Below are 15,501 nucleotides of genomic sequence, written 5' to 3'. Positions count from 1 at the left end.
CAGTCTACAGCATCCCCTCGATGTCCTTCACCAGTTCCTCCGGCGTGGTCGTCGGTGCGTAGCGTTCGATGCGCTCGCCGTCACGGCTGACCAGGAACTTGGTGAAGTTCCACTTGATGGCCTCGGTGCCGAGGATGCCCTTGGCGTGCTGCTTGAGGTGCTTGTAGAGCGGATGCGCGCCATCACCGTTGACCTCGATCTTGGCGTACATCGGGAAGCTCACGCCGTAGTTCTTCTCGCAGAAGGCGCCGATCTCTTCCGCGCTGCCTGGCTCCTGGGCGCCGAACTGGTTGCACGGAAAACCGAGCACGACCAGGCCGCGGTCCTTGTAGGTCTGGTAGAGCTTCTCGAGGCCGGCGTAGTGCGGGGTGAGGCCGCACTGGCTGGCGGTGTTGACGACCAGCAACACCTTGCCGGCATGTTCGCCAAGGGTGGTGGTGCCGCCGCTGAGGCGCTCGACTTCGATCTCGTACAGATTGGAATTCATCGTGTCTCTCCGTATGGGTCCTTGTCCGCTTGTCGGCAATCGGGGTGAATGCCCCGTTCCGCAGCGGCTTCGACGCGTGCAGGGTGACACAAGTTCGGTGCTGCGGGGTGGTGCTCAGCGATGGCCGGGGCGCGGTCGCAGGCGGGGCGCCAGCTCACCCGCAGGCACTGGCCTGCCAATGAGATAGCCCTGCAGCTGGTGGCAGCCCTGTGCGACGAGGAAGCTGCGTTGCGCCTCGGTCTCCACGCCTTCGGCGATTGCCTCCAAACCCAGGCTGTGGGCCATGCCGATGATGGCCGAGGCAATCTTGCCCTCGTTGCCTTCTGCGCTGATGTCACTGACGAAGCTGCGGTCGATCTTGAGCGCATTGACCGGGAACTGGCGCAGGTAGTTGAGCGACGAGTAGCCGGTGCCGAAATCATCGATCGACAGACGCACGCCCATGTCGCGCAGCCGGATCAGGGTGTGGATGTTACGGTCGATGTCGCGCATCAGCATGGTTTCGGTGAGCTCGAGCTCGATCACCTCGGGTGCAAGGCCGGCATCGTTGATCGCGTTCGATATCTGGGAGACGATGTTCTGCTGGGCAAGCTGCTGTGCGGACAGATTCACTGCGACCGGCACGATGTCGAGGCCGGCATCGAGCCAGGCGCGTTGCTGGCGGCAGGCCTCGCCGAGCACCCACTCGCCGATCGTGCCAATGAGCCCGATCTCCTCGGCGAGCGGTATGAAGCGGCCGGGGGCGACCAAGCCCAGCTCCGGATGCTGCCAGCGCAGCAGCGCCTCCAGCCCGAGCAGCCGGCCGCTGATCGCGCACTCCTTGGGCTGGTAGTGCAGCAGCAGTTCGCCGCGGTCTGCCGCCCCGCGCAGCTGGTTCTCGAGCAGCAGCTGGCCGAGCGAGGAGGTGTTCATCTCGGCCGAGAAGAACTCGAAGCCATTGCGTCCGGCTTCCTTGGCGCGATGCATCGCGGCGTCGGCGTTGCGCAGCAGGGCCGAGGGCGTGCCGCCGTCCTGGTCGTAGAGCGCGATGCCGATGCTTGCGGTCACCGTGATCCGGTGCTCGCCCAGCTGGCATGGAAGCGCCACTTCGTCGAGGATCTTGCGCGCGATGAGTGCGGCATCGTGAGCGCCGTCGACCTCCTGCAGCACGATCACGAATTCGTCGCCGCTCAGGCGTGCCAGCGTGTCGGTGTCGCGGATCGTGCTGCGGCAGCGTTCGGTGATCTGCAGCAGCAGGCCGTCACCACTCTCGTGCCCGAGGATGTCGTTGATCGTCTTGAAGCGGTCGAGGTCGAGCAGCAGCACCGCTACGCCGCGTTTGTGCCGTCGCGCCTGAAGCAGCACCTGTTGCAGGCGGTCCTGGAGAAGGGCGCGGTTGGGCAGGTTGGTGAGCGGGTCATGATGGGCGAGATGCAGGATGCGCGCCTCGGCCTCCTTGCGTTCGGTGATGTCGGAGAAGATGCCGATGTAGTTCAGGACCTTGCCGTCCTCGCCATGTACTGCGCTGATCGACAACCACTCGGGATAGATCGAACCGTTGCGCCGACGATTCCAGATCTCGCCTTGCCACTGGCCACGGCTGTTGATGGCCGACCACATGCGGCGGTAGAAGCCCGCATCCTGGCGACCGGAGTTGAGCAGCCCGGGGGAGTGCCCGATCACCTCGTCCAGGGTGTAGCCGGTGATCCGGCTGAACGCCGGGTTGGCCGCGATGATGGTCCCCGCGGCATCGGTGATCAGCATGCCCTCGCTCGAGCTGGTGAATACGGTCGCATAGCGCGTCAGCTCAGCCTCTGCACTGCGGAGCGCTGCGACGGTGGCATTGAGCTCGACGTTGGTGTCCGCTACCGCCAGCGTCGTCTTGCGCAGCCGGATGGCAGTCAACAGCAGGAAGACTCCGAGCCCCAGGGCAACCGCGAGCAGCAGCACGAGGTGGGCCTGGGTGCGCGCTGCGGCCGACTTGTAGCCAGCCGCATAGCTTTCCACGAGGACCTCGCCCTGGCGCGCGCTGGCCAGCGCAAGCAGGGCGGATGAGAGCTCGTCCAGGCGCTGGTGCCTGGCCTGGGCGGGCTCCGTGATCCGCGCCAGTTCCTCCTGGAGGGCCGCGACCAGCTGTTGCTTGTGCTGCTGCATTCGGGCGTAGCTGTCGAGCTGATCGAGAACGCGCAGCCTCTCCTCGTGGGTCAGGAACGATGGCGTGTCGTGGAGCGCATCGATCAGCGTCCGCATGCGTGCGCTGTGTGCTTCGACCGCCTGCCAGCTGCCGATGTCCAGGCGGCTCGCGATGGTTGCGGTGTTGAGCTCGGCATCCACCTGACGGATCTCGCGCAGGTCGCGTGCATAGCGCAAGTGCTCGCCGGTGGTGACCGCGCCGGCCTGGACGAAGAGGCTGCCCACGACGGCGAGCACGACCAGCCCAAGCACCAGCAGCCTGATGTGGGTCGAGGTCCTCAGCAGCCTGGAGACGGCGGCACGCGTCATGCGCCGTACGCTCCGGGTGACCTACCGGCCAGGCAGCGCAGAGAAAGGAACAGGGAGGCGGGTATGAGTGTTTTCACGGGCCGCGATGCTAGCGGCCCAGGTGTGATCAAATTTGATAAATATCAAGAAAAAGGGGATAGCACGAGCGCATGTGCGCCTGTCATCGCCCGCTCACTTGTCGACGAAAGCACGTTCGATCACGTAGTCGCCGGGTACGCCGATGCGCGGCGACATGGAGAAACCACGCGCGTCGAGCAGGTCGCAGCAGTCCTTGTTCATCGCCTGGCTGCCGCAGATCATGACGCGGTCTGTGGCCGGGTCGAGCGCGGGCAGGCCGATGTCGGCGAACAGCCTGCCGGATTCGATCACATGCGTGATGCGGCCGGTATTGCGGAAGGCTTCGCGGGTGACCGTGGGGTAGTAGATGAGCTGTTCGCTGACCTGCTCGCCGAAGAACTCGTTCTGCGGCAGCACGCGGGTGATGAAGTCGGTGTAGGCGAGCTCGGCAACGAAGCGCACGCCGTGCACCAGCACCACCTTGTCGAAGCGCGCATAGGTCTCCGGATCCTGGATCACGCTCAGGAAAGGCGCCAGGCCGGTGCCGGTGGCGAGCAGGTAGAGGTGCTTGCCGGGGTTGAGGTCGTGCAGCACCAGGGTGCCGGTGGGCTTCTTGCTCACGACGATGGGGTCGCCCTCGCGCAGGTGCTGCAGGCGTGATGTCAGCGGGCCGTCAGGCACCTTGATGCTGAAGAACTCGAGATGCTCCTCGTAGTTGGGGCTGGCGATGCTGTAGGCGCGGGTCAGCGGCTTGCCATCGACGTCGAGCCCGATCATCACGAACTGGCCGTTCTCGAAGCGCAGGCCGGGATTGCGCGTGGTACGAAAGCTGAAGAGGGAGTCGTTCCAGTGATGGACGCTGAGGACACGTTCGGTGACGAGGTTGCTCATGACGGCTGCGGACCCTGTGGGGGTGATTCGGATGGCCTTGATTCTAGGCCCGCGTCGTTAGTGATCTGGTGGATAATAGTAATATCACTTACCTATTGAATCGATATGAGGTTCACGCTCCGTCAGATGCAGGTGTTCGTCGAGATCGCGCGCAGCGAGAACGTCTCGCGTGCGGCTGAAGCGCTCGCACTGTCGCAGTCGGCCGCCAGTGCGGCGTTGGCCGAACTCGAGAGCCAGTTCGATCAGCAGCTCTTCGACCGCGCCGGCAAGCGTCTGCGCCTGAACGAGCAGGGCAGCCTGTTGCTTGCTCATGCCGTAGAGCTGCTGGACCGCGCCGAGGAGATCGACGCCTTGCTGCGCGGCGAGCGTGGTCTGGGTAACCTGCGGGTGGGTGCCACCCTCACCATCGGCAACTACCTGCTGCCGCTCATTGTGTCGAATTTCCTGCAGGCGCATCCCGAGAGCAGGGTGCGCCTGCAGGTGCATAACACCGCCACCATCGCTGCCATGCTGCTGCGGCACGAGATCGATCTGGGGCTGGTCGAAGGCCAGGTCGTCGATGCGGCGCTCGAGGTCGAGCCCTGGGTGGAGGACGAACTGGTGGTGTTCTGTGCGCCGGGGCATGCGCTGGCCAAAGGGGGGCAAGTCGGGCTGGATGCGATCGCCCACCAGCCCTGGATTCTGCGCGAACGTGGTTCGGGTACGCGTGAGACTTTCGACCAGGCCTTGCGCCACTGGCCGGGCGGCATCGTGCCGCGGCTTGAACTCGAGCATACCGAGGCCGTCAAGCGTGCGGTCGAGAGCGGACTGGGACTGGGCTGCCTGTCCAGGCTCGCCCTTCGCGATGCCTTTCGCCGTGGCAGCCTGGTGCCGGTCGACACCCCGCAACTCGACCTGCGGCGGTATTTCTACTTCGTCTGGCACCGTGGCAAGTACCACAGCCGCGTCATCCGTCGATTCCTGGAGGACTGCCGCGCCTTCACTGGCGGCGCACGGCGCAGTGACCAGATTCCGCTGCCGCCGGTGCCCTGAGTCCCGACTGGCGCCTCGTTGGCGGTGAAATCGCGACTTGCGTTGCGCTTACGGGATGCCGACGCGCGCTAGGGGGCGCTGTAGGAGCGGCACGAGCCGCGAGGGGTTGAAGGCGACGAGGCGCGTCGAAGCCGCCCCTCAAAAGCTCGCGGCTGGCGCCGCTCCTACCGGGGGTGACGCGCGCTGTGAGGGGGCTGTAGGAGCGGCGCGAGCCGCGAGGGGTTGAAGGCGACGGGGCGCATAAAAGCTCGCGGCTGGCGCCGCTCCTACCGGGGGGGCGCGTTGGGGGGGGCTGCAGGAGCAGCGCCCGCCGCGAGCCTTTACCTTCAGGCTGCGCCGCGGCGGCGGAAGTCGCGCGGCCGGAAACCGAGCGCGAACAGCGTGGCGAAGTAGGCCGCAGCGCCCGCAACCACGACCACGCCAAGCCGCCCGGCACGCTCAAGGCCGCCGATCTCGAGCCACAGCGTCGCCGGACCGCCCGCAAACCACAGCACCCCTCCCATTACCGCCAGGGCCGCCAGCAGCTTCAGTGCGAATATCCCCCAGCCGGCTTGCGGCGTGTAGATGGCGCGCTTGCGCAGGCCGCGGTAAAGCAAAGCCGCGTTGAGGCAGGATGCCAGCCCGATCGCCAGCGCCAGCCCGGCATGGCGCAATGGGAAGACGAAGGCCAGGTTCATCAGCTGGGTGGCGCATAGCGTGATGAGGGCGATCTTCACCGGGGTGCGGATGTCCTGGCGGGCGTAGAAGCCCGGCGCCAGCACCTTCACCAGAATCAGGCCGGTCAAGCCGATGCTGTAGGCGACCAGCGCGCTGCGCGTCTGCATCACGTCGGTTGCCGAGAAGGCTCCGTAGTTGAACAGGGTCGCCACCAGCGGCACCGCCAGCAGCGCCAGGCCCAGGGCCGCGGGCAGAGTCAGCAACAGGGTCAGGCGCAGGCCCCAGTCGAGCAGCGAGGAGAACTCCTCGCCCTTGTCGTCGGCATGCAGCTTGGACAGGCTGGGCAGCAGGATCGTCCCCAGCGCCACGCCCAGCAGGCCGGCGGGAAACTCCATCAGGCGGTCGGCGTAGTACAGCCAGGACACGCTGCCGCTCTCCAGGAATGAGGCGAAGATGGTGTTGATCAGCAGGGAGATCTGGCTTACCGACACGCCCAGGATGGCGGGCGCCATCAGTTTCATGACGCGGCGCACGCCAGGGTCGGACATGTCCAGGTCGAAGCGTGGCAGCATGCCGATCTTCATCAGCGGACGGATCTGCAGGATCAGCTGCAACAGCCCGCCGATGAACACCGCCCACGCCAGCGCCAGCACCGGCGGGTCGAAGTAGGGCACGGCGAACAGAGCCATGCCGATGAAGGCGAGGTTGAGCAGGACCGGTGTGAATGCCGGGATGGAAAAGCGGCTCCAGGTGTTGAGGACGCCGCCCGCCAGCGCCACCAGGGACATGAAGAAGATGTAGGGGAAGGTGATGCGGGTGAGCTCGACTGTGAGCTCGAATTTGCCCGGGTCACCCGAGAAACCCGGTGCCGACACGTAGATGATGAGCGGTGCCGCCAGTGCGCCGAGTGCCGCCACGACCGCCACGATCAGCCCGAGCAGTGTTGCGACGCGGTTGACCAGGGTGTGGGTTGCCGCCTCGCCCTGGCGGTTCTTGTATTCAGCGAGGATCGGCACGAAGGCCTGGGAGAACGCCCCTTCGGCGAACATTCGCCGCAGCAGGTTGGGCAGGCGGAAGGCGACGAAGAAGGCGTCGGTGGCCATGCCGGCGCCGAAGGCGCGGGCGATGACGAGGTCGCGCACGAAGCCGAGGATGCGGGACAGCAGGGTCATGCCGCTGACGGTGGCGAGGGCGCGCAGGAGGTTCATGAGGTGCGGGGCAGTGCAGGTTGCAGTTCGGGAGGCGACGCAAGGCGCGCATCATAACCGGCTGTGCCGCCAATCCGTTGCCGTCATCGTGATTGCACGGCTGCCGATGCAGGCGAGGGGGCGAAGGCGGGTGCCCGGTTATGGCGGCGGACGAGCTTGCGCACGCGATGGATGCCTCGCCGCCTGAACAGCAGTTCTACATTAATGCGGTTGCCTATTGCATTAGTCCGCGTGGCTCAATATAATCGCGGACTTTTCTAGAACCACCAACACGGAATTCACATTTATGGCCAACTCGGCACAAGCTCGCAAGCGCGCCCGTCAGGCGACCAAGGCACGCGCCCATAACGGCAGCCTTCGTTCCCGCCTGCGTACCGCGATCAAGGCCGTGCGCAAGGCCATCGTGGGTGGCGACAAGGCGGCGGCTCAGTCGGTCTTTCGCACCTCGATGAGCACCATCGACAGCATCGCTGACAAGAACATCATTCACAAGAACAAGGCTGCTCGCCACAAGAGCCGTCTTTCGGCCGCCGTTAAGGCAATGGCTGTCTGATTCTTGAAGTATGCCGGCGCCTAGGTGCCGAGACTGAAAAAGCGACCTGCGGGTCGCTTTTTTGTTAGCTGCCTGGGTTGAAGATGCGGGCGTCTATGCAGAGCTGTGTCCCAACGTGGGCGGTGCTGATGTCGGAGCGGCGCCAGCCGCGAGGGTTTGAATGCGATAGCGCTGGGATGAGCCGACGAAAAGCTCGCGGCTGGCGCCGCTCCTACAGCGCGCCCATCGCATGGCGGCTCCCCGTAGGAGCGGCGCAAGCCGCGAGGTGTTGAAGGCGATGCCGCCCTGAGGCAGGAAGTTCGCGGCTGGCGCCGCTCCTACAGCGCGCCCATCGCATGGCGGCTCCCCGTAGGAGCGGCGCAAGCCGCGAGGTGTTGAAGGCGATGTCGCCCGAAGGCAAGAAGCTCGCGGCTGGCGCCGCTCCCGCAGTGAAAGTGAAGGCGTGCTCCGCGCTTGTTCCTGCGGTCCGCCTGTCTCTCTGGCGTGTGTTTACAGGGGCGTATCGCCCATCCACTCGATCTGCAGGTTGTTGTCGTTGGCGAAGTTAACCATGAACTTGTAGGCCAGCGGCTCGACGTCGTAGAGGCGAGCGTCGACAAGGACGGTCTTGTCACCCTTGAGTGTGCAACCGGGGCGCACATAAGGGGAGTAGGTCATGCGATGGTCGGCGCCAAAGGCCGACATCACGCCGCACAGGCGGTCTGCCCAGTCGCTCGGACGGAATTTCTTCCCCTCCCTCGTGACCCCGACAATGATGAAGTTTTCGATCTTCTGGTTCATGTGTGATGCCTTGGCGGCTTCGGGGGGCGTCGCTGTTGCGGTTCTTTGATGCCGGAATCAGGACGGGCGGCATTCTAGCAGAAAACCGCAGTTGCGCTTTTCGGCGTGTGCTGGCGCGCCATGGGGCTTATGTACAGCGTGCCGGGTTTTGGCTTAATATTCAGCGCTATTCCTGCACGGCGGCGTTGGCCGCCGTGTGCGTTTTCTGGCTTCGTCGAACTCGAGGTATCCCATGTCCCATGTCATGAACACCTACGCCCGCCTGCCGGTGGCCTTCTCCCACGGCGAGGGTGTTTGGCTCTACGACGAGACTGGCAAGCGCTATCTCGATGCCCTCTCCGGCATCGCCGTCAATACCCTCGGTCACAACCATCCGCGACTCGTCAAGGCCATTGCCGACCAGGCCGGGCGCGTGCTGCACACTTCCAACCTGTACGGCATCCCGCTGCAGGACGAACTCGCCGACCGCATTGCCGAGACGTCCGGCATGGACGAAGTCTTCTTCTGCAATTCGGGCTGCGAGGCCAATGAGGCTGCGATCAAGCTCGCGCGCATGTACGGGCACAACAAGGGTGTCGAGCTGCCGCACATCATCGTCATGGAGCAGGCCTTCCACGGCCGCACCATGGCCACGCTGTCGGCGACCGGCAACCGCAAGGCGCAGGCCGGTTTCGAGCCGCTGGTACAGGGCTTCATCCGTGTGCCCTACAAGGACATCGAGGCCATCCGCAAGGTTGGCGAGCACAACCATGCGGTTGTCGCCGTGATGCTCGAGATGATCCAGGGCGAGGGCGGCGTCAACGTGGCCGACGAGGCCTTCCAGCGCGAACTGCGCGCCCTGTGCGACGACATGGGCTGGTTGCTCATCTGCGACGAGGTCCAGTGCGGCATGGGCCGTACGGGCAAATGGTTCGGCTGGCAGCACGCCGGCACCATGCCCGACGTCATGACCCTGGCAAAGGGCCTGGCCTCCGGCGTGCCGATCGGCGCCTGCGTCACAGCGGGCAAGGCGAAGGGGCTGTTCGGGCCTGGCAACCACGGCTCCACCTTCGGCGGCAACCCGCTCGCCTGCGCGGCGGCTCTGGCGACCTTCGGCGCCATTGTCGACGACAAGCTAATGGACAACGCCGTTGCCGTGGGCGATGCGATCCGCAAGGGTATGGCCGAGGCGCTCGAGGGCGTGGCTGGCATCGTCGATATCCGCGGCCGCGGCCTGATGATCGGCATCGAACTCGACCGCCCCTGCGGCGCGCTCATGGCGCGTGCCGCCGAGCAGGGGCTGCTGCTGTCGGTCACCTCCGAACGCGTGGTGCGCCTGCTGCCCGCGCTCACCTTCACCGCTGCCGACGCCCAGACGCTGGTGGCCATGCTGGCGCCGATGATTCGCGACTTCCTCGCGAACGGCTGAGGATTGCCTATGACTTCAATCAAGCACTATCTGCAGTTCAAGGACTTCACCCGCGAAGAGTATGACTACGTGTTCGCGCGTGCCAAGTGGATCAAGGATAAGTTCAAGCGCTACGAGCCCTACCATCCGCTGTTCGACCGCACGCTGGTAATGATCTTCGAGAAGGCCAGCACCCGCACCCGGCTGTCGTTCGAGGCTGGCATGCACCAGCTCGGCGGCTCGGCCATCTATCTGAATACGCGTGACTCGCAGCTCGGCCGCGGTGAGCCGGTGGAGGATGCCGGCCAGGTCATCTCGCGCATGAGCGATATCGTGATGATCCGCACATTCGAGCAGGACATCGTCGAGCGCTTTGCCGCCAACTCGCGGGTGCCGGTCATCAACGGCCTCACCAACGAATACCACCCCTGCCAGATCCTCGCCGACATCTTCACCTTCATCGAGCATCGCGGCTCCATCCAGGGCAAGACGGTGGCCTGGATCGGTGACAGCAACAACATGTGCAATACCTGGCTGCAGGCGGCCGAGGTGCTGGATTTCAACGTGCATGTGTCGACGCCGCCGGGCTACGAGGTCGAGCCCGAGCGCGCGGGTCTCTACGGTACCGATCACTTCGAGCAGTTCGCCGACCCGATGGACGCCTGCCGCGGTGCCGACCTGGTGACCACCGACGTGTGGACCTCGATGGGCTTCGAGGCCGAGAACGAGGAGCGCATGAAGGCCTTTGCCGATTGGTGCGTCGATGCAGACATGATGGCCGTCGCCCACAAGGACGCCGTCTTCATGCACTGCCTGCCCGCGCACCGCGGCGAGGAAGTAACGGCCGAGGTCATCGATGGCCCGCAGTCGGTGGTGTGGGACGAAGCCGAGAACCGGCTGCACGCGCAGAAGGCGCTGATGGAATACCTGATGCTTGGCCGCATCGAGAACTGAGCTACGAGACAATCACGGCATGCACGGGCGTGTGTGCCGGCAACACAGCAGGAAACAGGAAAACAGCATGAGCGACGTCAACAAAGTAGTGCTCGCCTACTCGGGCGGGCTGGACACTTCGGTCATCCTGAAGTGGCTGCAGGACACCTACCAGTGCGAAGTGGTCACCTTCACCGCCGACCTCGGCCAGGGCGAAGAGCTCGAGCCCGCGCGCACCAAGGCGCTCAAGTTCGGCATCAAGCCCGAGAACATCTTCATCGACGACCTGCGCGAAGAGTTCGTGCGCGACTTCGTCTTCCCGATGTTCCGCGCCAACACCGTCTACGAAGGCGAGTACCTGCTCGGCACCTCGATCGCACGCCCGCTGATCGCCAAGCGCCAGATCGAGATTGCACGCGTCACCGGCGCCGATGCCGTCTCCCACGGCGCCACCGGCAAGGGCAACGACCAGGTCCGCTTCGAGCTCGGCTACTATGCGCTGATGCCGGGCGTGAAGGTCATCGCGCCATGGCGCGAATGGGATCTGCTGTCGCGCGAGAAGCTGCTGGCCTATGCCGAGAAGCACGGCATTCCCATCGAGATGAAGCACAAGCAGGGTGGCTCGCCCTACTCGATGGATGCCAACCTGCTGCATATCTCCTTCGAGGGTCGTCACCTCGAGAACCCGGCCGCCGAGGCCGAAGAGTCGATGTGGCGCTGGACGGTGTCGCCCGAGGCCGCACCGGACGCCGCCGAATACGTCGACCTGGAATTCGAGAAGGGCGACCTCGTTGCCATCAACGGCACGCGCATGAGGGCGCACGAGTTGCTCGCCAAGCTCAACGAGCTGGGCGGCAAGCACGGCATCGGCCGCCTCGACCTGGTGGAGAACCGCTACGTCGGCATGAAGAGCCGCGGCTGCTACGAGACCCCGGGCGGCACCATCCTGCTGCGTGCCCACCGCGCCATCGAATCGATCACGCTCGACCGCGAAGTCGCCCACCTCAAGGACGACCTCATGCCGCGCTACGCCAGCATGATCTACAACGGCTACTGGTGGAGCCCGGAGCGTCAGGCCATCCAGGCGCTGATCGACCACACCCAGCAGACCGTCAATGGCTGGGTGCGCCTCAAGCTCTACAAGGGCAACGTCATTGTTACCGGCCGCGACTCGAAGACCGATTCGCTGTTCGACCCGACGATCGCCACCTTCGAAGACGACGCCGGTGCCTACAACCAGAAGGACGCACACGGCTTCATCCGCCTCAACGCGCTGCGCATGCGTATCGCCGCCAACGCCAAGGCCAAGCGCAGCTGATCCCGAAGGGGGCGGCTTGATCCGCCCCCCTGTGCTGCGAAGCTCAATCCCCATACAACGCTGCGATGAATAACGACGATTTCATCCTCGGACTCAGCTTTACCGAGTTCGAGGATCTCGCCCTCCAGATCGGCCTGACCGGGTTGATCCTGTTCATGATGTTCATCATCTGGAACCTGGGCAAGGAGTCCAAGGCCGGCCGCTACGGCATGCTGTGGATGTTCCTTGGCCTGGGCGTGGGCTTCGTCGGCTTCGTCGCCAAGGGCATCATCCAGAAGTTGCTCGGCATCGAATAAGGAGTCCGTATCTCATGGTCATCACTGCCACCTTCGACGGCGTAACCGTCACCACCCAGGCCAACGTCTATTTCGATGGCAAGTGCGTCAGCCACGGCATCCAGCTCGCCGACGGCACGAAGAAGTCGGTCGGTGTCATCCTGCCGGCGACGCTCACCTTCAACACGGGCGCGCCCGAGATCATGGAAGGGGTCGCTGGCAGCTGCCGCGTGCGCCTGAAAGGCGAGGCGGACTGGAAGACCTACGGCGCCGGCGAGTCCTTCGACGTGCCGGGCAATTCCAGCTTCGACATCGAAGTCGCTGGCGAGCCCTACCACTACATCTGCCATTTCGGCTGATCGCGGAGGAGGGGAGTCATGCCGTCTTTCGACATCATGTCCGAGGTCGACCAGCCCTCGCTGCGCAACGCCGTAGAACAGGCCAACCGCAAGGTTGAGGGGCGCCACGACTTCAAGGGCACCAGCGCCAAGATCGAGCATGCCGACAAGCTGCTCACCATCCATGGCGACAGCGACTTCCAGCTCGACCAGATCAAGACCATCCTGCTGCCCGAGATGACCAAGAAGAACGTCGACGTCCGCTGCCTGGACTACGGCGACGTGCAGAAGGTCTCGGGTAACAAGGTCAAGCAGGAAGTAAAGGTGCGCGTGGGCGTCGACCAGGACCTCGCCAAGAAGATCGTCAAGCTGCTGAAAGACAGCAAGATGAAGGTCCAGGCCGCCATCCAGGGCGACGCCGTGCGCGTCTCCGGCGCCAAGCGCGACGTGCTGCAGGAGGCGATCGCGCTGGTCAAGAAACAGATCACCGACTTTCCGCTCCAGTACGGGAATTTTCGCGACTGAGATCACCTCGGGCTGATCGATTCCGCGGTGAAACGGCGCGTGATCGCGGGAACGTCAGAGCACCGTTCTCCTGCACGCAGCGGCCGGCGGGCGGCGGGTTCAAGTTTTGGCCGGCGTGGCCGTTATTCCTCACAAGCGCCGCCAATGGCGCAGCCCTATCGCAGTGAGAGGATATTGATCATGGACGCCAGCGCCATTGCCGCCGCAGCCACTGCTAACAGCCAGGCACAACTCCAGCAGGAGGTGTCCGTCGAGGTCTTGAAGAAGGCCATCGACATCCAGGCCAACAGCGCGATGCAGTTGATCCAGGCTATCCCCGCGCCTGCTGCGGCACCGGCGGTTGGGGGCACGGCGGGAGGGTATATCGATACGTGGGCATAACCGTCGACCGCAGGGACCGCTTTTAGCAGCGTGATGCAAAAGCCGGCGGTGCCGCGCCAGCACTGAGGTTCAGGTCGAATTTCATCGTGACATCGTTTTCCGGAATCGCCTTCGCACCGCGTTCGAATTGTCTTCGTGGCCGCAACGGCGACCACGAAGGTCCGTTTGCGCGCCTGTGCTCATGCCTTCACCTCCGAAACGCTCAATTTCGCGATTCGGAGCAGGTTGTATGCAGCACCAGAAATGAAGGCCGCCATCTGGGTCTTCGCCTAGCCGATGAAACGGGTCTTTCGCAATCCGCCGACCGTTTTCAACCAACCGAAGATCTCCTCGACGCGCTTTCGCTTTCGCTGGCTGACCTGGTAACCCTTGGTTCGGGTGGTTCGACCATCCAGGCCGGGCGTCTTCCGATCCTTGATGCGCGCGATGTGCGGTCGCACCGCGTGCTCGCGCAGGTGCCCGACAAATTCCTTCACGTGATAGCCCTTGTCGGCGCCGAGCGTCTTGGGGTGAATGTGCCGTCGACGTGCGCGAGTGAGCAGCTGCCGCGCGGCACGGTGCTCGGCCTGGGTCGATTCGGTGATGAGGATGTCGACGCACAGCCCATTGCGGTTCTCCATGAGCACATGCCCGCCATAGCTGAGCTTGGCCGGCTGGCCCTTGCCCTTGCGCATGAGCCGAGACTCGGGATCGGTCGTACTTTGATGCGTGGCGTTCGAGCGCTTCTCGCCCTTGAAGTCGACCATCCCGGTGCCGTCATCACTGTCCTTGGGCGGGGTGCCATCCTTGGGCTTGAAGCTCTTGAACGAAGCCCAGGCGTCGATCAGCGTCCCATCCACGGTGAAGTGGTCCGAGGACAGCAGCTTCTGCTTTCGGGCCAGATTGACGACCTCATCGAAGAAGCGTCGAGCCACGTCGGTGGCGACAAGGCGTTCGCGCAGGCGGCTGAAGTTCGACTGGTCCAGCGTCGGGCTCTCGAGATCCATGTCGAGAAACCAACGGAACAGGATGTTGTAGTCAAGTTGTTCGCAGAACTGCCGGTCCGAGCGAACCGAATACAGCGCAATCAGCAATTGCGCCTTGAGCAGTCGCTCTGGCGGAATCGATGGGCGACCGACCGAGGAGTACAGTGCGTCCAACTCCCCAGAAATTGCGCCCAGGGCACGGTCCGCCAAACGCTTCACCCGTCGCAGCGGATGATCCGCCGGCACACGCGACTCCGGCGAGAAGTAGTGGAACATCGAGGACTGGGGGTCGAGTTGGGCGCGCATCGTTGCAGGACAAGGAGTCTGGAGATAATCTATGACAATCGGCTTTTCGGATCGTTCACAGCCTTTTGCATCACGCTTTTAGCAGCGGTGTTCAAGTGGGCGGATCCAAACTCGCCCTGGTTACTTCGGCCAGCACTCTGATCCTGTCAAGCCACCGGAGTTTCCCCGTGTTCCGGTATTGTCTAGCGTCAGGGTGCCGCACTTGTCGCCAGCCATGATGCCCGCTGGAACGGCTTGAAGTCGATAGACGTTTGCGCCGGTAACGCCAGGCACAAAACTGATGTTGTAATAAGCAGTGCCGCCCGATTTCGGAACAGTGGAGAACGGCAACGCCGGCCTTGTGCCATCCTTGTCATAGCGGCCGTTGTTCGTATAGAAACGCTCCATCATCTGTGCAATCTCCAGCAGTGCCGTATTGGCATCCACTCTGCGTGCCTTGGCGACATATTCCTGATAGCCCGGGTACGCGATCGACATGATGATGCCGAGGATCGCTACGACCACCATGAGTTCGACGAGGCTGAAGCCTCTTGTCGACGATGCAATCGCACTCGTCTTCGGTGAGTTGTGCTTCATGGTGGTGATCATTCCGTCAGGACCTTGAATTCGATGACAGCCTGCACTTCCTGTTGCGAAGTGGGCTGTGACAGCCTGGCCTCGACGAGGACGCCGAGCCACAAGGCCTCCACCGGCGCAGGTTGGGGGCCAAGACCGAGTACGCGCGCGGTGCTGGTGTAGGGCATTCGTGTTTCGTCTATGCCCACCACACGCGAGATCGGCTCCAGATAGGTGACACGACCATGCAGCGCGGGGGCGGTTTGCGTCGTCGCAGGTGACTGGGCCGCGGCCAGCCCAGGGACAAGGGCCAGGCAGCCAGCCAAGGCGATCGTGCTTGCGAATCGGGACATGTTCGACTCCATTTGCATC

General features: G+C 64.0%; 16 protein-coding genes and 1 pseudogene. 9 read left to right on the top strand and 8 right to left on the bottom strand.

Going from position 1 to position 15,501, the window contains the following annotated elements:
- Nucleotides 1-4: 4 nt before the first annotated feature.
- The 3 genes from LQF09_RS12060 to LQF09_RS12050 form a co-directional block, all read right to left on the bottom strand.
- Complete coding sequence (locus tag LQF09_RS12060; RefSeq protein ID WP_002935502.1) at nt 5-487, bottom strand: glutathione peroxidase; 483 nt, start codon at nt 485-487, stop codon at nt 5-7.
- 114 nt (nt 488-601) lie between these two features.
- Nucleotides 602-2,968 carry an EAL domain-containing protein gene (locus tag LQF09_RS12055; RefSeq protein ID WP_002929303.1) on the bottom strand — a complete coding sequence of 789 codons (2,367 nt, stop codon included), beginning with the start codon at nt 2,966-2,968 and terminating at the stop codon, nt 602-604.
- 171 nt (nt 2,969-3,139) lie between these two features.
- Nucleotides 3,140-3,916: a ferredoxin--NADP reductase gene (locus tag LQF09_RS12050; protein WP_002929304.1), complete on the bottom strand. Its 777-nt coding sequence runs from the start codon at nt 3,914-3,916 to the stop codon at nt 3,140-3,142.
- A 105-nt stretch (nt 3,917-4,021) separates the two neighbouring features.
- On the opposite strand from LQF09_RS12050, the gene LQF09_RS12045 reads away from it, so the two are divergent.
- Nucleotides 4,022-4,948, top strand: a complete 927-nt coding sequence (locus tag LQF09_RS12045) for a LysR family transcriptional regulator (RefSeq protein WP_002935504.1) — start codon at nt 4,022-4,024, stop codon at nt 4,946-4,948.
- Between the two features lie 326 nt (nt 4,949-5,274).
- On the opposite strand, the gene murJ is transcribed toward LQF09_RS12045, so the two are convergent.
- Nucleotides 5,275-6,813 (bottom strand): murein biosynthesis integral membrane protein MurJ, encoded by a 1,539-nt coding sequence (gene murJ, locus LQF09_RS12040; RefSeq protein ID WP_270068055.1) that lies wholly within the window; start codon nt 6,811-6,813, stop codon nt 5,275-5,277.
- Nucleotides 6,814-7,099: 286 nt separating this feature from the next.
- Between murJ and rpsT the strand changes: the two genes are divergently transcribed.
- Nucleotides 7,100-7,366 carry a 30S ribosomal protein S20 gene (gene rpsT / locus LQF09_RS12035; RefSeq protein ID WP_002929309.1) on the top strand — a complete coding sequence of 89 codons (267 nt, stop codon included), beginning with the start codon at nt 7,100-7,102 and terminating at the stop codon, nt 7,364-7,366.
- Nucleotides 7,367-7,855: 489 nt separating this feature from the next.
- On the opposite strand, the gene LQF09_RS12030 is transcribed toward rpsT, so the two are convergent.
- Nucleotides 7,856-8,146: a DUF3579 domain-containing protein gene (locus LQF09_RS12030; RefSeq protein WP_002927366.1), complete on the bottom strand. Its 291-nt coding sequence runs from the start codon at nt 8,144-8,146 to the stop codon at nt 7,856-7,858.
- A gap of 232 nt (nt 8,147-8,378) precedes the next feature.
- Here LQF09_RS12030 and LQF09_RS12025 point away from each other — a divergent pair, with 232 nt between their 5' ends.
- From LQF09_RS12025 to LQF09_RS11995, 7 genes are all read left to right on the top strand, one after another.
- Nucleotides 8,379-9,554, top strand: a complete 1,176-nt coding sequence (locus tag LQF09_RS12025; protein ID WP_270068054.1) for an aspartate aminotransferase family protein — start codon at nt 8,379-8,381, stop codon at nt 9,552-9,554.
- 9 nt (nt 9,555-9,563) lie between these two features.
- Nucleotides 9,564-10,487: an ornithine carbamoyltransferase gene (gene argF / locus LQF09_RS12020; RefSeq protein ID WP_002927364.1), complete on the top strand. Its 924-nt coding sequence runs from the start codon at nt 9,564-9,566 to the stop codon at nt 10,485-10,487.
- A gap of 67 nt (nt 10,488-10,554) precedes the next feature.
- Entirely contained in the window at nt 10,555-11,784 is a 1,230-nt protein-coding gene (locus tag LQF09_RS12015; protein ID WP_270068053.1) for an argininosuccinate synthase, read from the top strand.
- Nucleotides 11,785-11,849: 65 nt separating this feature from the next.
- Nucleotides 11,850-12,080 (top strand): DUF2788 domain-containing protein, encoded by a 231-nt coding sequence (locus tag LQF09_RS12010; RefSeq protein ID WP_002935509.1) that lies wholly within the window; start codon nt 11,850-11,852, stop codon nt 12,078-12,080.
- A gap of 14 nt (nt 12,081-12,094) precedes the next feature.
- Nucleotides 12,095-12,418: a pyrimidine/purine nucleoside phosphorylase gene (ppnP, locus tag LQF09_RS12005; protein WP_270068052.1), complete on the top strand. Its 324-nt coding sequence runs from the start codon at nt 12,095-12,097 to the stop codon at nt 12,416-12,418.
- 18 nt (nt 12,419-12,436) lie between these two features.
- Nucleotides 12,437-12,922, top strand: coding sequence for a YajQ family cyclic di-GMP-binding protein (locus LQF09_RS12000; RefSeq protein ID WP_002927353.1), 486 nt, complete (start codon nt 12,437-12,439; stop codon nt 12,920-12,922).
- A gap of 180 nt (nt 12,923-13,102) precedes the next feature.
- A complete protein-coding gene (locus tag LQF09_RS11995; RefSeq protein WP_270068051.1) occupies nt 13,103-13,303 on the top strand; it encodes a YjfB family protein in 201 nt (66 codons plus the stop codon).
- A 179-nt stretch (nt 13,304-13,482) separates the two neighbouring features.
- Here the strand turns inward: LQF09_RS11995 and LQF09_RS11990 are convergent.
- From LQF09_RS11990 to LQF09_RS11980, 3 genes and pseudogenes are all read right to left on the bottom strand, one after another.
- Nucleotides 13,483-14,574, bottom strand: a pseudogene (locus tag LQF09_RS11990) (IS5 family transposase).
- Between the two features lie 120 nt (nt 14,575-14,694).
- Nucleotides 14,695-15,162, bottom strand: coding sequence for a type IV pilin protein (locus LQF09_RS11985; RefSeq protein WP_270068050.1), 468 nt, complete (start codon nt 15,160-15,162; stop codon nt 14,695-14,697).
- Complete coding sequence (locus LQF09_RS11980; RefSeq protein WP_270068049.1) at nt 15,159-15,482, bottom strand: hypothetical protein; 324 nt, start codon at nt 15,480-15,482, stop codon at nt 15,159-15,161. Before LQF09_RS11980 ends, LQF09_RS11985 begins: the two co-directional genes overlap by 4 nt.
- Between the last annotated feature and the right edge of the window lie 19 nt (nt 15,483-15,501).

This window comes from Thauera sp. WB-2 (genome assembly GCF_027594845.1).
Lineage (GTDB): Bacteria > Pseudomonadota > Gammaproteobacteria > Burkholderiales > Rhodocyclaceae > Thauera > Thauera mechernichensis.
The sequence above is the reverse complement of the archived record's forward strand: the minus strand, read 5'-3'. Positions and strand labels throughout refer to the sequence as shown.